This is a genomic window from uncultured Tyzzerella sp. (genome assembly GCF_963558545.1).
Lineage (GTDB): Bacteria > Bacillota > Clostridia > Lachnospirales > CAG-274 > Tyzzerella.
In genome coordinates, this window is the sequence record NZ_CAUWHO010000033.1 from 1 (window position 1) to 22,982 (window position 22,982).

Annotated in this window: 16 protein-coding genes, 4 tRNA genes and 1 rRNA gene; 6 read left to right on the forward strand and 15 right to left on the reverse strand. The window is 28.8% G+C overall.

The features are described from left to right. Positions 1-179: 179 nt before the first annotated feature. From R5Z65_RS06415 to R5Z65_RS06425, 3 genes are all read right to left on the reverse strand, one after another. The gene (locus R5Z65_RS06415; protein WP_317367942.1) at positions 180-2,069 is read right to left on the reverse strand and encodes a DUF4914 family protein; all 1,890 of its coding nucleotides are present in this window, start codon (positions 2,067-2,069) and stop codon (positions 180-182) included. 626 nt (positions 2,070-2,695) lie between these two features. Further along, positions 2,696-3,277 (reverse strand): BofC C-terminal domain-containing protein, encoded by a 582-nt coding sequence (locus R5Z65_RS06420; RefSeq protein WP_317367944.1) that lies wholly within the window; start codon positions 3,275-3,277, stop codon positions 2,696-2,698. A gap of 72 nt (positions 3,278-3,349) precedes the next feature. Further along, positions 3,350-5,938, reverse strand: a complete 2,589-nt coding sequence (locus R5Z65_RS06425; RefSeq protein WP_317367945.1) for a calcium-translocating P-type ATPase, PMCA-type — start codon at positions 5,936-5,938, stop codon at positions 3,350-3,352. Positions 5,939-6,087: 149 nt separating this feature from the next. Here R5Z65_RS06425 and R5Z65_RS06430 point away from each other — a divergent pair, with 149 nt between their 5' ends. Together R5Z65_RS06430 and R5Z65_RS06435 are read left to right on the forward strand one after the other, a co-directional pair. After that, positions 6,088-6,750 carry a manganese efflux pump gene (locus tag R5Z65_RS06430; RefSeq protein WP_317367947.1) on the forward strand — a complete coding sequence of 221 codons (663 nt, stop codon included), beginning with the start codon at positions 6,088-6,090 and terminating at the stop codon, positions 6,748-6,750. 68 nt (positions 6,751-6,818) lie between these two features. Further along, the gene (locus tag R5Z65_RS06435; RefSeq protein WP_317367948.1) at positions 6,819-7,547 is read left to right on the forward strand and encodes a tetratricopeptide repeat protein; all 729 of its coding nucleotides are present in this window, start codon (positions 6,819-6,821) and stop codon (positions 7,545-7,547) included. Between the two features lie 92 nt (positions 7,548-7,639). Here the strand turns inward: R5Z65_RS06435 and R5Z65_RS06440 are convergent, their stop codons facing one another. Next, positions 7,640-10,573, reverse strand: a complete 2,934-nt coding sequence (locus tag R5Z65_RS06440; RefSeq protein ID WP_317367951.1) for a transglycosylase domain-containing protein — start codon at positions 10,571-10,573, stop codon at positions 7,640-7,642. Between the two features lie 125 nt (positions 10,574-10,698). On the opposite strand from R5Z65_RS06440, the gene yunB reads away from it, so the two are divergent. Together yunB and yajC are read left to right on the forward strand one after the other, a co-directional pair. Further along, positions 10,699-11,361 (forward strand): sporulation protein YunB, encoded by a 663-nt coding sequence (yunB, locus tag R5Z65_RS06445; RefSeq protein WP_317367953.1) that lies wholly within the window; start codon positions 10,699-10,701, stop codon positions 11,359-11,361. Positions 11,362-11,457: 96 nt separating this feature from the next. Next, complete coding sequence (gene yajC, locus R5Z65_RS06450; RefSeq protein WP_317367954.1) at positions 11,458-11,862, forward strand: preprotein translocase subunit YajC; 405 nt, start codon at positions 11,458-11,460, stop codon at positions 11,860-11,862. A 269-nt stretch (positions 11,863-12,131) separates the two neighbouring features. Here the strand turns inward: yajC and R5Z65_RS06455 are convergent, their stop codons facing one another. Continuing rightward, entirely contained in the window at positions 12,132-13,799 is a 1,668-nt protein-coding gene (locus R5Z65_RS06455; protein WP_317367955.1) for a formate--tetrahydrofolate ligase, read from the reverse strand. Positions 13,800-14,121: 322 nt separating this feature from the next. Further along, positions 14,122-16,098 carry a transketolase gene (tkt, locus tag R5Z65_RS06460; RefSeq protein ID WP_317367957.1) on the reverse strand — a complete coding sequence of 659 codons (1,977 nt, stop codon included), beginning with the start codon at positions 16,096-16,098 and terminating at the stop codon, positions 14,122-14,124. A 420-nt stretch (positions 16,099-16,518) separates the two neighbouring features. Between tkt and nagB the strand changes: the two genes are divergently transcribed. After that, positions 16,519-17,262, forward strand: coding sequence for a glucosamine-6-phosphate deaminase (gene nagB, locus R5Z65_RS06465; protein ID WP_317367959.1), 744 nt, complete (start codon positions 16,519-16,521; stop codon positions 17,260-17,262). 47 nt (positions 17,263-17,309) lie between these two features. Beyond that, a complete protein-coding gene (gene nagA, locus R5Z65_RS06470) occupies positions 17,310-18,410 on the forward strand; it encodes an N-acetylglucosamine-6-phosphate deacetylase (protein ID WP_317367960.1) in 1,101 nt (366 codons plus the stop codon). A 72-nt stretch (positions 18,411-18,482) separates the two neighbouring features. On the opposite strand, the gene R5Z65_RS06475 is transcribed toward nagA, so the two are convergent. The 9 genes from R5Z65_RS06475 to rrf form a co-directional block, all read right to left on the reverse strand. Continuing rightward, complete coding sequence (locus tag R5Z65_RS06475; RefSeq protein ID WP_317367961.1) at positions 18,483-19,463, reverse strand: CotS family spore coat protein; 981 nt, start codon at positions 19,461-19,463, stop codon at positions 18,483-18,485. 443 nt (positions 19,464-19,906) lie between these two features. Then, positions 19,907-20,227, reverse strand: coding sequence for a thioredoxin (gene trxA / locus R5Z65_RS06480; protein WP_317367963.1), 321 nt, complete (start codon positions 20,225-20,227; stop codon positions 19,907-19,909). 90 nt (positions 20,228-20,317) lie between these two features. Continuing rightward, the gene (gene murI / locus R5Z65_RS06485) at positions 20,318-21,127 is read right to left on the reverse strand and encodes a glutamate racemase (protein ID WP_317367964.1); all 810 of its coding nucleotides are present in this window, start codon (positions 21,125-21,127) and stop codon (positions 20,318-20,320) included. 5 nt (positions 21,128-21,132) lie between these two features. Then, on the reverse strand, positions 21,133-22,209 hold the full coding sequence (locus R5Z65_RS06490; RefSeq protein WP_317367966.1) for a D-alanine--D-alanine ligase family protein: 1,077 nt from the start codon (positions 22,207-22,209) through the stop codon (positions 21,133-21,135). Positions 22,210-22,419: 210 nt separating this feature from the next. Then, positions 22,420-22,492: transfer RNA gene (locus tag R5Z65_RS06495), tRNA-Lys, on the reverse strand. 15 nt (positions 22,493-22,507) lie between these two features. Then, positions 22,508-22,581: transfer RNA gene (locus R5Z65_RS06500), tRNA-His, on the reverse strand. A 14-nt stretch (positions 22,582-22,595) separates the two neighbouring features. Next, positions 22,596-22,669 (reverse strand) — tRNA-Arg (locus R5Z65_RS06505). 43 nt (positions 22,670-22,712) lie between these two features. After that, a tRNA-Pro gene (locus R5Z65_RS06510) sits at positions 22,713-22,787 on the reverse strand. Between the two features lie 4 nt (positions 22,788-22,791). Next, positions 22,792-22,909, reverse strand: a 5S ribosomal RNA gene (gene rrf / locus R5Z65_RS06515). Positions 22,910-22,982 lie beyond the last annotated feature (73 nt).

A 22,982-nucleotide genomic window follows, 5' to 3' on the forward strand; every position in this document is an offset into this window, starting at 1 on the left:
ATACAAATAACCGTATATAATTTTTACTCTAAAAATATAAGTCATATCTTAATTGATTTAATAAAAATAAGGAGAGATACCCCCTCCTTAAACTATAAAATATGCTTTGGCTTTTAAAGCCAGTCATTTAATATATTATAACAATATTTTTATATGGTAAATACAAATATTAGGTTGTATTAAAGCTTTGGTATAAAATTATAATAGTACTCTAAAGGAGAATCATTTAAACAAGCCTCTATTATTTGTCTACCTAAAAGACTTAAATCTTTAGTACAGTATTTTTGTAGTTCAGTTTTAAAGAAATCTGTAAGCATTTTTGCTCCTATATCGTAAGCTTCGTTTCCTACTTCTGGTTGTCTATTAACCTCTAAAAATCCTTTTGGCATAAGCATACCATCTATTTTTATACTTTCTGGCACATAACCTAAAATAGGACATCTAGCATCTTTTAATACTTCTCTTTTAAACTTGCAACCACCACGTCTTGATAAATATTCTCTAACAGCCCATTGAGTACCAAAACCTACCTTATAAACACCTATATACTGGTTTGGTATTAATATATAACGTGTAGATAATGTATTTAAAATTTGGTCTAAAAGTAAATTAGCCTGGTCTACCATTTTACCTGTTGCAAAAGGCCAATAAGAGCCTACACCCTCGCTTTTCATTCCACTACTATTATCTACAATAGATGGATTAGCAAAACCTCTAGGAGATACTAATCTCCATATCCAAGCAAGAGCAGGTGGTAAAACATGTAACATTCCTATTATACCATAATTAGGGTTTTCTTTTGTTGTAGGAGGTGTTCTAACTCCAAAGCTTCTTATATCCACCTCTGTTGCTTCATTTATAACATTATCTTTAGCTTTTCTAGGTATTATAATACGTGGGTTAGGACAAGGCACTCCTGGTTTATCCTCTATATGCTCCCATATAAGACAAGTAGAATTTGGCACACCTTCTATGTTAAAAAACACAAGTGGCTCTGGTGGGTGCATACATATTTTTTCCGTTTCTGGCTCTGTCCCATATTTATTAATATGGTCAACACGTAAAAACCAGCCATATTCTGCATCTGCAACTACCAATTTTTTGCTACCATTTTGTATAGATGGGTGTGCTAATGCCATATCATCTGTAATAGGGTTAAGCTCACAGCTATCTGCTAGCCTTACTAATGTTTCTTCCCCTGTTATAATATTTGTGCCTAATAACAAACGCCCATCTTTTTTTCTATGGAAAGGCTCTGTCATTTCGCTTTTGCCTCCCCCAGATGCCCCTTCGTGCATAATTGTTAAAGTAAGCTCATAAGGTGTAGTTATTTTTACAGTAGATGCGTGTAATGTATTCCAACCCTCTTTTTCCCCAAGGTTTAAAAGTATGCTATATACTCCTTTTTTAGCACTAGGCCCTGGGTATAAGTTATAAGAAAAAACTTCGTGTATATTTTCTAACCTGTTATGAACAACTATTTGCTTTCCATTGTATAAAGTGTGTCTAAAAGGTGGTGCTACATATATTATAGCCTTAGGGCTAAAGCCCTCTTTTATCTTATCTGCTGGTATAAAACCTTGTAAATCTGCAAGGCCTGCTCCAAAAAAAGCCGAATTTGTTGGCATAATGGCCAAAGCCTCATATCCTATATTAAGCTCGTCATTACCTGCAAAAAACGGTAAAACTAAAAGCTCTTGTTGGTTTTTTAACCAATCAAAAGTAGATTTTCTATCTTCTTTAAAATCTCTATTAAATCTTTCCTTATAAATAGGTTTATCTGTTGGTAGGTTATCTGCTATAACCATACTGTTAGGGTCACGTCTTCTAAGGCTAGTATCTTCAAAATTTATAGCTATACCATTTTTACATCTTACAACTGTTGCTTCTTTAACATCTTTACCGTCAATATTATATATAACATCAAAAGTGCTATTATCTTTGCCTCCAAGAGCAATATCTAAAAGTTCATTTTTGCTATTTGCTAATATTATTTTTGCATTTGTATTTTTTAATATATCATCAACCATTTTAGGTAAAACCATTTTTTCTAAAGCTTTTCTAACCATACAATCACCTCTAATAATTTAAAAATATATTATTATATTATCAAATAAAATTACATCTTGCAAGTTTTATTTTTATTCTATTCTTTTTTCATAATTTTCTGATAATTTAACTTGCAATTATTTTATACTAATATATATGCTATGTTAATTTATATTGACTATAAAAAATAATTTAATTTAATGATATTTTATCTTCAATATAAAATAAGTGTAGCTATATTTTATTAATAGCTACACTTATTTTTAAAGGTTAAAATATTTAAGTAAATCAATTTTTTAGATACTTTATATCTAAAAACAGGTATTTTTAAATTTTTTTGCATAAAAAAGAAAACTTAAACTTTGTTTATCCTTTTTATAAAAAATAAGTCCTACCTTAATTGATATAAACTGATATAAATAAAAAGAACAGTTTCCGTTACTGTTCTTTTTAATAAAGAGAAGGTATTTTTTATGGGGTTTACAGTAGAACTATTGGGGGATGTTCTTGACTGTAATGTGAAAATATTTAAGGGTTTTCACATTTATTATTATAACACAGTATTCCTAAAAATGCTTACCAAATTTTTATATTTTTTAAGCACATTTTTTATCTATTTTTAACATATTTTGCATTATATATGGTTTTAACTCCCATAACTTTCTAAAAATTTAATTAAATCATCTTTCCCTTTTATCTTTATACCATTTTTTATTTTATCCTGTTCTTCTTTTGGTAACCCATCTAAAGGTATATCTGTTATTTCTTTAAGCTTTGTACCATTTATTTCTTGTTCGTAGTATACAGCTATATATCCTTCATATTCTCCTATTATATAATGTTGTGTACTTTCTCCATCTATTACCTTTTGTAAAACAACCTCACTAGAAGAAAACTCCTTTATCTGCCAATCTTTAAAGTTTTCTTCTAAATCATTTCTTGTTAAATCTATTAAAAAATATGGTGGCACATCTTCCACTTTTTCTGTTATATTATCATTTTTATAAAAATATTCATAAGTCATTTTTGTAGAAGGTGTTATTTTGGCAACGGTAATATTATCTACTGGCTTTTCTTTAAAAAAATCCACATTAGCTTCATTTTTATATTCTATAATTTGATTTTCGTTATTTTTTATACTATACATATTATATCCTATGCTAGCACTAATAATAGATACAAATATAACTAATATAAAAAATAAAACAAAATATATTTTTTTTACCATTTTTTATCCTCCACCTAAAAATTATATATTTATAATTCCCAAATAAAAGATAAAAATACGTATTTATATAATTTATTTTTCTCTAGTAAATAGCTTTTCTATCTCTACAATAACTATCGGCATAATACATAATATAAAAACAACTAACCATTGTATAGAATTAAGTGGTATAACTTTAAAAATAACTGAAAAATTTGGTAACATTATAACAGATACTTGTAAAACTACCCCTATAATAAGCGAACCTATTAAATATGGGTTGTTAAATAAATTTATAGAAAATATAGACTTTTCTGTCTTCATATTAAAAGCGTGTATTAGTTGAGATATGCTAAGGGTAGCAAAAGCCATAGTGCTACCTATTATTTCTTTCTTAAATACTACTGTTCCTATTGCATATGCAAGTAAAGCTAAGCAACCTATCATCATACCCTCTAATATTACTCTACTCCATCTATCCCTTGTAAATATCCCTGTTTTAGATTTTTTTATTCGTCCTTTCATTAAAGACTTATCTGGAGGGTCTATACCAAGAGCTATTGCTGGTAAAGAATCTGTAACAAGGTTTATCCATAATAGCTGTATAGCTGCAAGAGGGCTTTTAAATCCTATTAATAATGCTACTAATATTGTTATAATCTCTCCTATATTGCTAGATAATAAAAAATGTACAGATTTTTTTATATTTTCATATATAGCTCTTCCCTCTTTTACTGCATCTACTATTGTAGCAAAGTTATCATCTGCTAATATAATATCCGATGCCCCTTTAGCAACATCTGTACCTGTTATACCCATAGCACAGCCTATATCTGCTGTTTTTAAAGCTGGTGCATCGTTTACACCATCTCCTGTCATAGCTACTATGTTGCCTTTTTTCTTAAATGCCTTTACTATACGCACCTTATGTTCTGGGCTTACTCTTGCAAAAATATCATATTTATATATATTTTCACATAGTTCTTTTTCACTTATGTTATCAAGCTCAGTACCTGTTATAGCTAGTCCATCTTTTCTTAATATTCCTATTTTTTTACCTATGGCCTTTGCAGTTTCTATATGGTCGCCTGTTATCATAACAGGCTTTATGCCTGCTTCTTTACACTTTATAACTGCCTCATAAGTTTCTTCTCTTGGAGGGTCTATAAGCCCTAACATACCCAAAAATATAAGATTTTTTTCTATATTAGTACTTTTGGTATCTACATATTTATCAATATCTTTATAACATATAGCTAATACTCTTAGAGCATCTTTTCCCATTATAATATTTTCTCTTAGTATTTCTTTTTTCTTATTTTCTGTCAACTCCTCTTTTTTACCATTTTCATAATAATAACTACACCTATCTAAAAGTACATCTATTGCACCTTTAGTTATTATTTTATAGCCTGTTTTATCTTTATGTATAGTGCTCATCATTTTTCTTTTAGAATCAAATGCTATTTCATCTACTCTTGGTAAAACTTTTTCTTCTTCGTTTTTATAAACTCCATTTTTTATAGCAAGCTCCATAAGTGCTATTTCTGTTGGCTCTCCTATTAACTTATTTTCTAGCCCTATTTCCACATTATTACAAAGAGATGCCATACTGTATAATTTTTCTTTATCATCTGTATATATTTTTACAACTTCCATTTTATTTTGTGTCAACGTACCTGTTTTATCCGAACATATGACAGTTGCAGAGCCTAAAGCCTCTACGGCAGGTAACTTTCTTATTATTGCATTTTTTTTAACCATTTTTTCAACGCCTATGGCAAGCATAATAGTTACTATTGCAGGTAATCCCTCTGGTATAGCAGCAACAGCAAGGCTTACAGATGTCATAAACATTTCAAAAGGAGGTATTTTTCTAAATAATCCTATAAAAAATATACCAAAACAAATAGCTAATGCACCTATCCCTAATATTTTACCTGTTTCTTCTAATTTTTTTTGAAGATTTGTCTGCTCCTCTTGGTGATTTATAATCATATGTGCTATTTTTCCCATTTCTGTTTGCATACCTGTTGCTGTAACTATTGCCTTGCCCTTGCCATTAATAGCTAAAGTTCCACTATATACCATATTTTTTCTATCACCAATAGAGCTATTATCTATATTTATAGTGTCTGTATTTTTTTCTATTGGTGTACTTTCTCCTGTTAGTGATGCTTCTTCTATTTTTAAGTTACTACATTCTATAAGTCTAGCATCTGCCGATATATAATCTCCACTATTTATAACAATAATATCTCCTGTTACAAGGCTTGTACTATCTACTTTTTGTAAAGCTCCATTTCTTATAACATTAGCCTTAGGAGATGACATTTTCTTTAATGCTTCTAAGGCTTTCTCTGCCTTATTTTCTTGCATAAATCCTAAAATAGCATTTATAACAACTATTAAAACTATAATTATAGTGTCTAAAAAGTCTTTTTCTCCTTGCAAAAAACTTGTTACAAAGGATATAGCACCAGCTATTAAAAGTATTATAACCATAAAATCATTAAATTGTGCTAAAAATTTAGATATATTACTTTTTTTATTATTATCTTTTATTGTGTTTTCCCCGTCTTTTTTTAGCCTATTGTTAGCCTCCTTATTATCAAGCCCTGTTTGTATATTGGTTCTTAAAAGCTTTTCCACATCTTTAATGTTTTTTGAATAGTAATTCATTTGTTCACCTCTTAAAATGTTATTATTAAAATTAATTACTATATTATATTAGCTTGTCTTAACTTATATGCTACCATTTAAAAAATATTAACCATTTTTTTACATAAAACATATATTAAAATAAGGTTTTATATATGTGGGAGGTAAAAATGATTTTACAATTACTTATTTTAGCATTAGCACTAAGTATAGACGCATTTGGTATTGGTATATCCTATGGTGTTAGAAAAATAAATTTTAAAATATCATCTTTAGCTATTATATCTTTTATAGCACTTTTATTTTCTAGCGTTTCCATATGGTTTGGAGGTATAATATCTTCTATATTTTCAGAAAAAATTACTTCTTTTATAAGCATATTAATATTAGTAATATTAGGCTTATTTATTATAAAAAAAGGACTTGAAAAAGATGATGATGTGGATAATGTATATGTGCCTACTATAAATAGTGAAAACAAAAATATATATTCCCTATTTATAAAATCTTTAGGCATAACTATAAATATTATTAAAACGCCTTCTATATGTGATTTAAACAAGTCTTTAAAAATAGACCCTAAAGAAGCTTTTTACTTAGGTATAGCCCTATCCTTAGACTGCATAGCAACAAGTATTGCCATATGCTCTTTTAAAGGATATGCTTTTTTATTTCCTATCTTTATTGTTATATTTCAGTTAACATTTTTACTATTAGGAACTCTTTTAGGTAAAAAAACAATAATAAAATGTTTAGATGAAAACAAAATATCTATAACATCTGGACTTATATTAATTATTATAGGGTTTTTAAGGCTTATTTTTTATAAATAGTTATTGCATAGCTTATTAATTAATGTTAAAATTTTTATTATTAAAACATTAATTAATAGAGGTGAATTATGAAAGGTTATATATATGGGATTTTAGGTAATGGACATCTTATAAAATATAATAGAGAAAAAGCTATTAATTGCTTTGAAAAAGCTATTCTATACAATACTAAAAATATTTTAGCTATATATAATTATGGACTTATACTTTTGCAAGATGGAGATTTTAAAAAAGCTTTAGAACTTTTCTTAAAATCTCAAGAACTTAATGAAAAAAGAGCAAAAAGAAAGACTTTTAAACCTGCTGCACTTAATAGAACAATACTTTTACAAAAAAATATACCTCTTGCTATTGCTAGCACATACTGGAGATTAAACGATATGCCTAAAGCTATATCTACATTAGAAGATTTAAGAAAAAAATTCGACTATGTTAGCCCTAATGCTCTTACAACACTTGGGTATTTTTATCTATTAATAAAAGACTACGAAAAAGCAAAAGAAATCTCTCAATTAGCCATTGATGATGACCAAAACTTTGCATCTGCTTGGGATAATATGGGGCAAATATATTTAGAGCAAAACGATTTAAAAACTTCTAAAGAGCATTTTTTAAAAGCTATTGAGCTTAATCCAAAATCTGTAGATAGCTTATACCACTTAGCTATAATAGAAGAAACAGAAAATAACAAATCTAAAGCTATAGAATATTTAAAAAAATCATTAGATTGTAACATTACCTCTTTAAACACAGTTACTAGAGAAACAATAGAAAATAAAATAAAAGAATTAAGCTAAACATTAAACTTTTATTTTAAACTATAAGTAATATCTTAACTATATAATAAAAAAGGATACTTTTATTTAAAGTATCCTTTTTTGTTATATAGTTAAGGTGTATCAAAAACTGGCTCTCCTATTGTTTCTTCTTGTGTAGGTGGCTGTGTTGTTTGCTCTTCAGTTGTATTTTGTGTTGTTTGTTCTTGTGGAACAGAAGGTATAACATTACCTAATTCTTGTGGTAATGTAGTAGTATGTGTAGTGTTGTCATTTGGTAATGTTGTGTTATTATCAGAAGGTGTTACAGTAATTGTACCGTCTTCAAAATCATATATTGTATTTGTATTCTCTTGGCTTGTTCCTTCTTGAGTATGTTCATCTATATGAATATCTCCCTCTAAATGTATGTCACAAATATCTTTAGGCTCTGGGTTTTCTTCTGTAAAATCAAATATAGATTTAATTTCTATACTTTCTTTAGGACAAAAATCTCCAGATAGTTTTCCACTATCTTTACAAATATATACTACCTTATGCTTATCACAATACTCTTTAGGCTCTGTACCTTTTAAAAACATATCCACTATAACTCTATCCCCTCTTGGGTCGTTTTTACAATCATCTGTTGCTAAAAGCCCAGAGTCTAAACATATAGCTACATCTATTATACCTTTTGGTCTTGGTCCAAAATCTGCTTTTGGTAGGTCTTTGTGTATCTTTTCCATAACATCTCTCCATAAAACTAAATGGTATCTATCATTAGGTATAACACGCTTACCTCCAACTCTTGCCATCATATTAGGCACTATATCATCATATCTATCATATCCAAACCATACCCCTGAAACGTAATAAGGAGTATACCCTACAAATGTTAAGTCTTTAACTTCTTGTGTTGTACCTGTTTTACCAGCAATAGGCATAGATATATTTTTAAATTTTGCTGCACCACCTGTACCTTTTGTAATAACATCTCTCATCATATCTGTTAGCATATATGCAGTTGTTTCTTTAATAACTTGCTTTGGCTCTCTTGTTGTAGTATCTAATATAGTGTTACCATCGTGGTCTAAAACTTTTGTATAAAGTTTAGGCTCGTAATATTTACCACCATTAGCTATTGCTGCATATGCTGCTGTAACTTCCATTTGTGTAACACCATATGTTATCCCCCCAAGAGCAGTTGATAAATGGTTATCTTTTTCTAATGTTGTAAAACCAAAATTTAATAAGTACTGGTATGCAACATCAACACCTGCTTTATCCATAGCCTTAACGGCCAATATATTCATAGATTGCTCTATACCCTTACGTACTGTTGAAGGACCTCTATAACTCTCTCCATACCAGTTTTTAGGGCTATATTTTCCTATTTTTAAAGGCTCATCTACTATTACACTACCAGGCATTAAAACACCTGTATCTATTGCTGGTGCATATGCTGCTAGTACTTTAAATACAGACCCTGGCTGTCTTTTAGAATCTGTTGCTCTATTAAATCCTCTATTTACTGTTTTTTCACCTCTACCGCCTATAAGAGCATTTACATTTCCTTTCTTGTAGTCCATTATAACCATAGATGCTTGAGGTTGTGTGGAAATGCTAACTCTATCTGCAACTATTTTTTGATTTGAGGATAGATTTTTTTCAATTTCAGCTTTTTTATTAGTAGCAAAAACCTCTCCATCTTCTTTAGTTTTTACAAACTGACGGTAGTCTTTATGCTCTTGCTTACCTGTTGTACTATCTTCAATAGAAACTGTGTATGTTACATCGTATTTATACACTACATTAGGGAAAAGATTATCATCTGCAAAAGAGCCTTCTAATATATTTTGAATATTACTGTCTTTAGTAGAATATATTTGTAGTCCACCATTATATATAAGATTGTCTGCTTGTACTTTACTTATATTATGCTTTTCTTGTAAATCTTTTGATACTTGTTCAAATAAAGCATCTTCAAAATATCCGTGTATAATGTTACCTTCTACTTTTTTATTGTTATCCCCATCTGATACCCTAGAGTATATATCTTCTGTCAATGCTTCATCATATTGAGCTTGTGTAATCATACCTTGCTCTACCATATGATTTAATATTTTTGTTACCCTTTTTTTATTATTTTCTGGATTAGTTCTAGGAGAGTATAAAGAAGGATTATTTGTTATTGCAGCTATGGAAGCACTTTCTGCCAATGTTAAATCTTTTGCCTCTTTATTAAAATATCCAAGAGCTGCAGATTGTACCCCATTGTATCCGTGTCCTAAAGCAATAGTATTTAAATAAAGCTCTAATATGTATTTTTTAGCTTGCATTTTGCTTCCAAACTTTTCTTCTAAAGTTTTTTCGTACATAACAGCTAAATATTGCTCTTGAATTTTAGTTTCAATAGTATTTCTTGTTACTTTAGTTACATTATTTTTTATAAGCTGTTGAGTTATTGTACTAGCACCTTGTAGCCCTGTACTTCCTGTAAGTTTATTTTTTATTGTTGTATATGCTGCTCTAGCTATACCTTTTAAATCTATCCCAAAATGACTATAAAACCTTTCATCTTCTACAGCTACTATAGCATTTTGTAAATCTAATGATATTCCATCTAAAGTTACATACTCCCTGTTTTCTTTACCGTGAAAACGGTCTATTTCCTTATTGTCTTTATCATAAACTATAGATGTATACACATTAGGCTCTACAGATATTAATTCTAGGTTAGGGGAATCTTCTATTACCCTTGCAAACACACCTAAACCTACCCCACCTATTGTTGCAAAAACTATTATCATAGTTAGCATAAAACCTAAGCACGTTCTTCTAAATCTTTTTTTCTTAGACTTTTTGCCTTTCTTTTTACTAGACTTTTTATTAACTTGTTGGCTAGATTTTGTTCTTTCCGATACATTTTCTTTATTAGCTTGCCTATTTAGCATTTCTTTTCTATCTATACTAGCTGATTTATTGTTAATACTTGGTCTAGCTTGTCTGTTACTAGTTGTTCTTGGTCCTTTAACATTATTTTTTGTATTTTTTTGTTGACTCACTAAATCAACTCCTTTTCAAGCATATATTATACCAAATATAAATAAATTAATAAAGTAAAAAAATAATTTTTTAAGATATTGTAACAAAATTGTTACAATATCTTAAAACGTAAAGGTGGTATAAAATGTTTCATAGAAAAAGAAAATTAAAAAGAAAAAAATTTTTTAAAATACCTTTCTTTACCCTTGTAATAATATGTCTTTTTATTGGGTTTATATATTTATTTACTTTACAATTTGAAATGGAGGTACTGCCAACAGCAATAAAGGTAAGCCAAAAATACGCAACTAATATTATAAGCCAAGAAATTAATAAAAGTGTTGAAAAAATAATAACCGACTTAAATTTGCATACAACTGACTTTTTTTATAAAAATGTTAATAAAGATACCAACAAAACTTATTTAGACGTAGATACAATCTTAATAAATAATGTATGTGCAAAAGTATCTGATGAGCTTTCAAAAAACTTAAAAAATATTAATGATACAAAAATAGAACTACCTATAGGTGTACTTTCTGGCATAAGTGCATTTTCCGACTTTGGTCCTCCTTTTACAGTATGTTTAAGCTCCATAGGTGATGCTACCGTAGACTATGAAACAAACTTTCAATCCGTAGGTATAAACCAAATAAATTTTCAAGTCTACCTAAATATTAGTTGTAGCATTAGCATAATAAACCCTATGTATAAAAAGGACATAGACGTATCAAGAAAGTTAATGCTTGTAAATACTATATTTGATGGGGAAGTGCCTAAAACATACTTTAATACAAGTATTGACTAAATTTTTATAATATTATATAATTTACTTGTTATAAAAATGTATATTTTAAAATAGTCTGTATACATTTTAATACTTTATTTTATAGGAGATGTTAATATGAATTTTACATTGTTAAGCCATATTATAACTGGTGGCTCTGAAGTTGCTACACAGGCTGCTGAAGCAGGGCAAGCTACTGCACCTACTACACCACCTGGTGGATTAGGATTTTTTGCTACTTTACCTGGTATAATAATCTATATTGTATTTATTGTTTTAATATTTTATTTTATAGGTATTAGACCACAGAAAAAAAGAGAAAAGAAAATGATTGAGCTTCAATCTGAAATAAAAATAGGAGATTGGGTTTTATTAGATAGTGGTATATATGGTAAAGTTACTGATATAGCTGACCAAGTATTTATCATAGAGTTTGGTACAAATAAAGGTGTTTTAATCCCTGTTTTAAAACAAAGAGTTGTATCTAAAGGCGAACCTAACCTCACTAGTACTACAAAATAATTTATAGTTTTTTTGTAGGAATTACACAAAAACTATATAAAAAAAGCAAGATTTATTAGTTAGTAATAATAAATCTTACTTTTTTTATGTTTTTTCCTTGAAAATATAAAAAATATATTGTATTATTTAATAGTTATCAATAATATGTATTTATGATAACTAACCTTTATTTTACGAGACTTAATGTCAAGTTTACCCCCTAGTAACTAATGATTTTATTATTAAAAGCCAACACATATGTGTTGGCTTTTAATAATAAAATCATTATCCTAAAAAAGTCCTACTATATTTCCATTTTCATCTATGTCTAAATTTTCAGCTGCTGGCATTTTTGGTAACCCAGGCATAACCATAACATCACCTGCTAAAGCTACTATAAAGCCTGCACCTGCAGATACTCTAACCTCTTTTATAGTTATATCAAATCCACTAGGACGTCCCAAAAGACTAGGATTATCAGAGAAAGATGCTGGTGTTTTTGCAACACATATAGGCATTTTATCAAGACCTATTTTTTCTATTTGAGCTATTTCTGTTTTAGCTTTAGGTAAAATTTTAACACTATCTGCTCCATATATTTCTTTTGCTATAATGTTTAATTTTTCTTCAATAGATAATTTTTCATCATATAAAAATTTAAAATCTGCTGGCTCTTTTAAAGCTTCTAAAACTTGGTTTGCAAGCTCTATACCACCTTCTCCACCTTTTGCCCATACTTCCGATAAAGCAAAACGTACACCTATGCTTTCACATTTTTCTTTTACAAAATCTATTTCTTCTTGTGTATCAGTTGTAAAGGAATTTAATGCAACTACTATAGGAAGTCCATATTTTTTAATATTTTCTATATGTTTTTCAAGATTTGCAAAACCTTTTTTAACTGCATCTACATTTGGATTAGAAAAGTCTTGTTTTTCTACACCACCATTAAATTTTAAACTTCTTATAGTTGCAACTAAAACAACTGCATCTGGTTTTAGCCCTGCCATACGACATTTTATATCAAAGAATTTTTCTGCACCTAAATCTGCACCAAAGCCAGCCTCTGTAACAGCCACATCAGATAGTTTTAATGCAAGGTTTGTAGCTTGTACACTGTTACACCCGTGAGCAATATTAGCAAAAGGCCCACCGTGTATAATAGCTGGTGTATGCTCTAAAGTTTGTGCAAAATTTGGTTTTATAGCATCTTTTAATAAAACTGCCATTGCCCCATTAGCTTTTAAATCTTTAGCTGTAATAGGCTCTCCATCTGTATTATATGCAACTATTATCTTACCAAGACGCTCTTTTAAATCTTGTAAATCATTTGCTAAACATAATATAGCCATTATTTCAGATGCAACTGTTATCATAAAGCCATCTTCACGTGGCACACCGTTTATTTTACCGCCAAGACCTACAGTAATATTTCTAAGGGCTCTATCATTCATATCTAAAGTTCTTTTCCAAGTAATATTTCTTGTATCTATATTAAGGCTATTACCTTGATGGATATGATTATCTAACATAGCACTAAGTAAATTGTTAGCTGTTGTCATAGCGTGCAAGTCGCCTGTAAAATGTAAATTTATTTCGTCCATAGGAACAACTTGTGAATATCCACCACCTGCAGCTCCACCTTTTATACCCATACAAGGCCCAAGAGATGGTTCTCTAAGAGCAACAACAGATTTTACACCTATTTTATTAAAGGCTTGAGAAATACCTATTGTTGTTGTTGTTTTTCCTTCACCTGCTGGAGTTGGATTTATTGCCGTAACTAATACTAATTTACCATCTGGTTTAGATTTTAGCTTATCATAAAGGCTATTAGATGCTTTAGCTTTATATTTGCCATAAAGCTCTAAATCATCATAAGATATGTCAAACTTCTCTAAAACTTTTTCAATATTTTCCATTTTTGTTTCATTAGCTATCTGTATATCTGTTTTCATAAAAGTCCTCCTAAGGTTTAAATTTTACACTAATATTTTATCATATATAATAGTAAAATAATAGACTTTTTTAAATTTTATAAAAATTTACTTAAAAATGGAAAATATTTTAATTATAATTATTAATTTTTATATTTTAAAAAATTAAATTCTGCAAGTCTATCAATAATAGGTTACACTTTTCTACAAAATTTCTCTAAAAATTTTTAATGCTAAATTTAATTTACATAATTTGTTATAAATAAATTAATTTTAGTTTACAATATACTAATATGTATTGTGTATAAAAAATAGGCTCAAAAGAGCCTATTTATAATATAACTTATTTATCTAAAACATTTTTTACTTTATTACATACATTTTCTGGTGTAAATCCATATTTATCAAAAAGTTTAGCAAAAGGTGCAGATTCTCCAAAGCTTTCCATACATAACATTTCTCCATCTATACCGATATACTTATGCCAACCAAAAGAACAAGCAGCTTCTACCCCTACTCTTTTTGTAACATTTTTAGGTAAAACACTTTCTTTATATTCTTTATCTTGTTCTTCAAATATTTCAAAACTAGGCATACTTACAACCCTTACATTTATACCCTCTTTAGCTAACATTTCGCTTGCTTCTACTGATATACCAACTTCAGAGCCTGTGGCAATAACAATAGCATCTGGTGTTCCATCACAGTCTTTTACTACATATCCACCTTTAAGGGCTTTTTTTGCATCTCCTACTGGCTTAGTATTTTGTCTTGTAAATATTAACCCTGTTGGAGACTCTTTTCTTTTAATAGCAAGGTACCAAGCTGCTGCCGTTTCATTAGTATCACAAGGTCTAATAACTGTGTAGTTTGGTATACTTCTAAGGGCTGCTAAATGTTCTACTGGTTGATGAGTAGGTCCGTCTTCTCCAACACCTATACTATCGTGTGTAAATATGCTAACTACACCAAGATTCATAAGAGAAGACAATCTAAGGCTTGGTTTCATATAATCACTAAATACAAAAAATCCTGCTATATATGGTCTAAGTCCACCGTGAAGATAAATACCATTAGCAATAGCCGTCATTGCGTGCTCTCTAATACCAAAATGTATATTATCCCCTTCTGGTGTTTCTTTAGAATATTCGCCCCTATCTTTCATAACAGATTTGTTAGAAGGGGATAAATCTGCAGAACCACCAAAAAGATTTGGCATAACTTTTGCTAATTTATTTAAAACTAACTCTGACGATAATCTTGTAGCTGTTTCTTCTGTATATTTCCAGAAAGTTTCATCATTTTCTATTTCTTTTAAGAAATCATCTGCATACCATTTTTCATATTCTTCATAAAGCTCTTTATAATCTTTTTTATAGTTTTCTAAAAGGGTATTCCAGTCTTGCTCATATTTAGCTAAAGTAGCTTTAATAGTTTCCATAGTAGATTTTACTTCTTCATCTACATAAAAATCTTCGTCTTTAAGCCCAAAATTTTCTCTCATTGCCTTTATTTCTTCTTTACCTAAAGGCTCTCCGTGAGCAGCTGCTTTACCAGCTTTATTAGGTGCACCATATCCTATTACTGTTTTTATTTCTATTAAAGAAGGCTTGTCAGATTTTTTAGCATTTTCTATTGCCTTTGATATAGCCTCTATATCGTTACCGTCATTTACCACCTGTGTATCAAATCCACAAGCCTCAAATCTTTTACATACATTTTCTCTAAAAGCAATATCCGTATCACCCTCTATTGTAATATTATTGCTATCATATAATATAATTAATTTACTAAGCCCTAAAGTACCTGCTAAAGATATTGCTTCATAAGATATACCTTCCATAAGGCAACCATCTCCACAAAGAGCATATGTATAATGGTCTACTATATTATAACCTTCTTTGTTAAATTTGCTAGCAAGATGGTTTTCTGCCATAGCCATACCAACAGCATTTGCTATACCTTGTCCTAAAGGCCCTGTTGTTACTTCTACACCTACTGTATGTTTATATTCTGGGTGTCCTGGTGTTTTAGAATTTAATTGTCTAAATTGTTTTAAATCTTCTAAAAGTAAATCATAACCAAATATATGAAGTAAAGAGTATAAAAGGGCAGACCCGTGCCCTGCTGATAATATAAATCTATCTCTATTTCTCCAATTTGGGTTTTGAGGGTTATGTTTTAAATGTTTTGCCCATAAAGTATAAGCTGCTGGAGCAGAGCCAAGTACAATGCCTGGGTGTCCAGAATTTGCTTTTTGTATAGCATCTACCCCAAGGCTTCTAATAGTATTTATAACTTGTTTGTCCTTATTTATCATTTTATACGTCCTCCTAAAAATCAACTATATTATAAATTTTATTTTAGTTTATCACAAAAAGTATTGCTTGTCGATAGTTTAAACTTTATAAATACTTTTATTTTATATTTATAAAATTTTATTAATGTTATAGATTAAAAATAGATAATTTTGTTACCTAGTGTTTTTAACATATAAAATTAATGATTGTCTAAATATAATTTATTGTGTTATACTATACTTTATAGAAGCTTTACATTTGTGTTTATATATTTTTATAAAACTATTATAACACAATTACAAAGTTTCCTTTATTTTTAAGGGTAAAATGCATTATATCCCTATATTTTTCACGTTTAAAAATTAAAACACTTATTGAAATTTTTATTTTAATTATGTATAATAAAATTACAAATATATTATTTACGGAGGTACATAAAAATGGTTATATACAATGCTAAAGATTATAATGATATGAGTAGAAAGGCAGCTAATATTATATCAGCTCAAATTATAATAAAACCTAACTGTGTTTTAGGCCTTGCAACAGGCTCTACACCAGAAGGTACTTACAAACAACTTGTAGAATGGTATAAAAAAGGTGACTTAGACTTTGCACAAGTTAAAGCCGTAAACTTAGATGAATACAAGGGGCTATCTAAAGATAACGACCAAAGCTATGCTTACTTTATGAGAAAACACCTTTTTGACAATGTTAATATAGATATTAATAACACTTTTATACCAAATGGACTTGAAGCAGACTCTAAAAAAGAGTGTACTAGATATAATGAGGTTATTAAATCTTTAGGTGGTGTAGATTTACAACTTTTAGGTATTGGTGGAAATGGCCACATTGGTTTTAATGAGCCTGGCGAAGCTTTTGAAAAAGAAACGCATTGTGTTAAACTTACTGATGATACAATTAAAGCTAATTCGAGATTTTTCTCTAGCTTAGATTTAGTTCCTAAGTTTGCATATTCTATGGGTATTAAAAGCATTATGCAAGCAAAAAGTATATTACTAGTAGCTTCTGGTAAATCTAAAGCAGAGGCACTTTATAAAACTATATATGGAGAAATTGTTCCTAGTGTACCTGCATCTATTTTACAACTTCACAACAATGTAACTATTGTTGCAGATGATGATGCTCTATCTATTATAAAAGAAAAAGGGCTTTTATAATATTTTAATATATTAATAAAATTACCTATATAAAGGAGGTTTATATTATGATTATAAAAAACGGTTTAGTTTTTAATGAAGATTGTATTTTTGAAAAAAAAGATATTTATATAGAAAACGGAATTATAGTGTCTAGTATAGACGAGGTTACAGATAAAACAGAAATAGATGCTAATGGCAATTATGTTATACCAGGACTTATAGATACACATATCCACGGTGCAACAGGGCACGATTTTTGTGATAAAGATGTAAAAGGGCTTTTATCAATAGCTAAATACTTAAAAAGTCAAGGTATTACTGCTTTTTGTCCTACATCTATGACACTTAAAAAAGATGTATTAAAAGAAATATTTAACACTGCTACAACAGATTTACCAGAAGACTGTGCTAAAATAGTTGGTATTCATATGGAAGGACCATTTTTATCATCTGAAAAAAAAGGTGCTCAAGATGATAAATTTATTGTAAACCCAGAAGTTACTATGTTTAAAGAGCTAAACGAAGCTTGTAATAATATGATAAAAATTATTACTATGGCTCCAGAATGTGAAGGTGGCTTAGACTTTATAAAAGAAATGTCTAAAACTGTTAGTATATCTCTTGGCCATACTACTGCTGACTATGATATGGCAAAACAAGCTTTTGACCTTGGTGCTACAAGAGTTACTCATCTATTTAATGCTATGCCAGCCTTTAACCATAGAGACCCGTCTGTTGTTGGTGCTGCTCTTGATGCTGAAAATACTTTTGTAGAGCTTATATCTGATGGTATACACATTCACCCTAGTATGGTTAGAGCAACATTTAAAATGTTTGGTGATGATAAGGTTGTACTTGTAAGTGATGCTATGATGGCAACTGGTATGCAAAATGGTACTTATGAGCTTGGTGGACAAAAGGTAACTATGAAAGATAGAAAGGCCGTATTAGCTGATGGTACTATTGCTGGCTCTGCTACTAACCTTTTTGAGTGTATGAAAAAAGCTATATCCTTTGGAGTACCTTTAGAGTCTGCTATTAAATCTTGTACAAAAACTGCTGCTATAAGTATAAATGTATTTGATAAAGTTGGTAGCTTATCTGTAGGAAAATCTGCTGATATTGTTATTATGGATAAAGACCTAAATATTAAAAATATTATATAGAAAATTTTAGCCCACTTATAAATAGGTGGGCTTTACACATTATAAAGGCTATTTATATAGTATAAAAGCCTTTTAAAGTTTTATTTTTGATATATAGTTTTCTTGAAAATCTTTTAAATCTAGTATACTTTGTAAGTCACTAGATATTGATATAGGCGTAAAATTTCTTCTTCTATCAAAAAAACTTTGACAAGTTTCTATATATTTAGTTGGAAATTTTATAAGGGCATATAATATTGGTAAAATACTACCATTTATATAATTTATTTTAGAATATGTAGTTAAAATTTGTTCTAAACTTAAATAGTCATCTGAATGTTTTTTTATATATCTAATTATAAAGCTAGCTATATCATATATATAATGGTCTATTGTTATATTCTCAAGCTGTGTTAAATAACATCTATTTCCTATTAAAATATTTTCTTCTTTAAGCTTATTATGACATATCATTACATTATTTTTTGCTAGTATATTTAAATCTTCATATTTATATTTTTCTAAAATATCAATAGATTCTATTGCACTTTTATAAAAATAATCATATGTCCTAATAAAACTAAGTTCAAAATCCATTATTTTTTTTTGCTTAGAAACAGTTCTTTTCATCTTTTTTAAATTATCTAGCTTTTTTATAAAATCTTCTTTTATATCTATAGTGTTAATATCTTCTTTTATATTATCAGTGTTATATCCTTGTGATAATTTATGAAAATTTGCTATTAACTCTATAGCTTTTTTTGTATCATTACTTTTTGATAAATCACATTCTTGTAAATCTATATAATCTGTCATAATATATATCATATCTTCATTTAATACATATGGTAAATTGTCTTGTGACATATAATAACAGTCTAATTGATTAAATCCTTGTTTTATAAGGTGCTGTTTTATATTATGTACAAATAATATTTTATCGGTAGTATAATTTACTGGTCTTATTAGTTTTATACCTTTATCTGTGTTACATATGTACATATATTTGTTTTTATAAATATGTTTTGGCTTAAAATTAAACTTCTTAACAATAGTAGAAGTAACTTCGTCCACAACTACACCTCCTTTAATATACACCATATTTTATAATATTCATATATACTTAAAAATATGATATATATTAAAAAATATAGAAAATAAATACATAAATTAGTATATTTAATTTTAGTATATTTAAAAATATAAGTCATATCTTAATTGTGTTTAATCAATTTTTTGTATACTTTGTATTCAAAAACAGATATTCCTATATATTTTTATTCTTAAAAATTAATACAAACAACCGTATATAATTTTCCCTCTAAAAATATAAGTCATATCTTAATTGTGTTTAATCAATTTTTTGCATACTCTGTATTCAAAAACAGATATTCCTATATATTTTTATTCTTAAAAATTAATACAAACAACCGTATATAATTTTCCCTCTAAAAATATAAGTCATATCTTAATTGATATAAATAAAAAGGCTATCTTAAATAGATAGCCTTTAAAAATTATGCTAAAGAATTTAATTTAGCAATTATATCTTCTTTATCTGCCATACCAACAATTCTATCAACTTCTTTACCATCTTTAAAAAATACAAGTGTTGGCAATAATTTTATAGAATAATCTGCACAAAGTTCACCTAATTGGTCGCTGTCAACTTTAGCTATAACAGCTTTACCTTCCATTTCTGTAGCAATTTCATCTATAACTGGGCTTAACATTTTACAAGGTCCACACCAAGTTGCAAAAAAGTCTACCATAGCAGGAAGATTTGATTTTAATATATCATTTTCAAATTCTGATTTATCATTTAATATTTTAGACATAAAATAACCTCCTATAATTAGTGTTTACATTTATTTTTATTTTTATGATATAAATTATACTATAGTATTTAAATTTTTTCAATATATTTCTTAGTATTTTTCTATACTTACTTCTTCGGCTGTATGATTTTCTTTTAAAACTAAAGAACATATAAAATCAAACTTATCATTTTTATCACTAACATAAAACTTATGATTGCCACCTTTTATATTATACATATTATTATCTTTTAAATATTTTTTCATTTTTATAGCTGTTTCAAATGCTGGGTCCACTATATTAACATTATCTCCCATAACCTTTTTAATACTGTTTTTAAGCAATGGGTAATGTGTACATCCTAAAATTAAAGAATCTATTTTATATCTTATTAAGTCTTGTAAATATATTTTTGCAACATCTATAGTTATTTTACTATCTATAACCCCTTCTTCTGCAAGGGGAACAAACAAAGGGCAAGGCTTAGAATATACTTCTACACCTTCTAAAACCTCTTTTAATTTTCTTTCATATTGCCCACTTCTTATAGTTGCCTCTGTACCTATAACACCTATTTTTTTATTTTTAGTTACTTTCAAAGCAGAGGTAACCCCTGGTTTTAAAACCTCTATTATAGGAATATCTGAAAACTCTTTTTTTAAATCTTCATAACAGTTTGAACTAACTGTATTACAAGCTATAATAATAGCCTTAACATTTTTTTCTTTTAAAAACTTTATTATTTGACAAGAAAATTTATACACTAACTCTCTAGACTTAGAACCATAAGGAACTCTTGCTGTATCTCCAAAATAAATAATATTTTCTTTTGGTAGAACATTTATAACTTCTTTAACTACTGTAAGACCGCCAACACCAGAATCAAATATTCCTATTGGCCTTTCATCTATGCTAATCATAAAATTTACTCCACATTTTTATTATTAAAATCTTCAAAAGCTAAATCTATAAGATTATCTAATAATTCTGGTAATAGTAGTCCTTTATCTCTCCATAACATATGATACATACTTATAGATGTAAATCCTGGAAATGTATTTATTTCATTAAATATAACTTTATTTGTTTTATTTTGGATAAAAAAGTCTACCCTAGATAATCCTCTGCCGTCTAATGCTTTAAATATATTTATAGCTTTTTCTCTAATTTCTTCTGCTATCTCCAATGGTATATTAGCCGGTATTACTGTTTTTGACTCTTGATTATTATATTTAGCATCAAAATCATAAAAATCTGCTGCTGATAAAACTTCTCCAACATTTGTAGCTTTAACGTCATAGTTGCCTAAAACGGCACATTCTACTTCTCTTCCGTCTATATTTTCTTCTATAACAGCTTTAACATCGTGTAAAAATGCGTTATTTATAGCTTCTTTTAATTCTTCTATATTGTTAGCCTTTGATACACCTTTTGAAGAACCTGCATTTGCTGGTTTAACAAAACAAGGATACCCTAAATAATTTTCTATTTCTTTACATATAACATCTATATTATCCATATTATGTTTATATACCACTTTATATTTAGCTTGCTCTATATTTATACTATCTGCAATAATTTTTGTATATAATTTATCCATAGAAACAGCAGAAGATAAAACATTGCAACCTACATAAGGTATTCTAGCAAGCTCCAAAAGACCTTGTATAGTACCATCTTCTCCCCATTTTCCGTGAAGCACTGGTATAACAACATCTATAGGCATAACCCTTATTTTATCTCCTATAATTCTTATTATTCCTTTATGTGATGTATCTGGACTTATAATAGCATTTGTAGAATAAGCTTCCCAATCTGTACTACATATATTTTCTATAGGTCCATCATATATTTTCCATTCACCTTTTTTAGATATATAAATAGGTAAAACTGAATATTTTTCTTTAGATAAATTAGATATTATTGTAGATGCAGATATTCTTGATATTTCGTGTTCTGATGATTGTCCACCAAATAACACTGCAACAACCTTTTTAGTCATACTTATCCCTCTTTTCTGTATTTTACTAAATACTTTATTATATGCCAAAATAACAATATTGGTTTTTGTCCTAATTTAATTATATATATTAATTGTTATATGTATATTTAAGTATAAATGAACTATAAATAATCTTAGTATTATTATAAATTAATATTAATAAAAATGCAAAAGAAAAATCAGATATATTTCTATATCTGATTAAAACTATGAGTCACCCGGGGTTCGAACCCGGGACACCTGGATTAAAAGTCCAGTGCTCTACCAACTGAGCTAGTGACCCAAATTAATATTTAAGGGTGGATAACGGGATTCGAACCCGTGACCTCCAGAGCCACAATCTGGCGCGCTAACCAACTGCGCCATACCCACCATATGTTAGCAAATGAACCAGGAGGGATTCGAACCCCCGACCCACGGCTTAGAAGGCCGTTGCTCTATCCAACTGAGCTACTGATCCATAATTTTATATTTTTATAAAACACAAAAATATAAAAGTTAAATCGGGGTGACAGGATTCGAACCTGCGACCTCCTGATCCCAAATCAGGCGCGCTAGCCAAGCTACGCTACACCCCGTTAAATCTGGCAACCACTTACTTTCCCAGGCAGTCCCCCGCCAAGTATCATCAGCCGTTTAGGTCTTAACCATCGTGTTCGGTATGGGAACGGGTGTTTCCCCTAAACGCATCATCACCAGAAAATTTTATTTATTATAAATAACTGACCCGTAGGGGAATCGAACCCCTGTTTTAGCCGTGAAAGGGCCACGTC

What these genes read in the sequence shown, in the direction of transcription:
- R5Z65_RS06415 (WP_317367942.1), bottom strand. Translation starts at nt 2,069, where the DNA reads ATGGTTAGAAAAGCTTTAGAAAAAATGGTTTTACCTAAAATGGTTGAT.
- R5Z65_RS06420 (WP_317367944.1), bottom strand. Translation starts at nt 3,277, where the DNA reads ATGGTAAAAAAAATATATTTTGTTTTATTTTTTATATTAGTTATATTT.
- R5Z65_RS06425 (WP_317367945.1), bottom strand. Translation starts at nt 5,938, where the DNA reads ATGAATTACTATTCAAAAAACATTAAAGATGTGGAAAAGCTTTTAAGA.
- R5Z65_RS06430 (WP_317367947.1), top strand. Translation starts at nt 6,088, where the DNA reads ATGATTTTACAATTACTTATTTTAGCATTAGCACTAAGTATAGACGCA.
- R5Z65_RS06435 (WP_317367948.1), top strand. Translation starts at nt 6,819, where the DNA reads ATGAAAGGTTATATATATGGGATTTTAGGTAATGGACATCTTATAAAA.
- yunB (WP_317367953.1), top strand. Translation starts at nt 10,699, where the DNA reads ATGTTTCATAGAAAAAGAAAATTAAAAAGAAAAAAATTTTTTAAAATA.
- yajC (WP_317367954.1), top strand. Translation starts at nt 11,458, where the DNA reads ATGAATTTTACATTGTTAAGCCATATTATAACTGGTGGCTCTGAAGTT.
- R5Z65_RS06455 (WP_317367955.1), bottom strand. Translation starts at nt 13,799, where the DNA reads ATGAAAACAGATATACAGATAGCTAATGAAACAAAAATGGAAAATATT.
- tkt (WP_317367957.1), bottom strand. Translation starts at nt 16,098, where the DNA reads ATGATAAATAAGGACAAACAAGTTATAAATACTATTAGAAGCCTTGGG.
- nagB (WP_317367959.1), top strand. Translation starts at nt 16,519, where the DNA reads ATGGTTATATACAATGCTAAAGATTATAATGATATGAGTAGAAAGGCA.
- nagA (WP_317367960.1), top strand. Translation starts at nt 17,310, where the DNA reads ATGATTATAAAAAACGGTTTAGTTTTTAATGAAGATTGTATTTTTGAA.
- trxA (WP_317367963.1), bottom strand. Translation starts at nt 20,227, where the DNA reads ATGTCTAAAATATTAAATGATAAATCAGAATTTGAAAATGATATATTA.
- murI (WP_317367964.1), bottom strand. Translation starts at nt 21,127, where the DNA reads ATGATTAGCATAGATGAAAGGCCAATAGGAATATTTGATTCTGGTGTT.
- R5Z65_RS06490 (WP_317367966.1), bottom strand. Translation starts at nt 22,209, where the DNA reads ATGACTAAAAAGGTTGTTGCAGTGTTATTTGGTGGACAATCATCAGAA.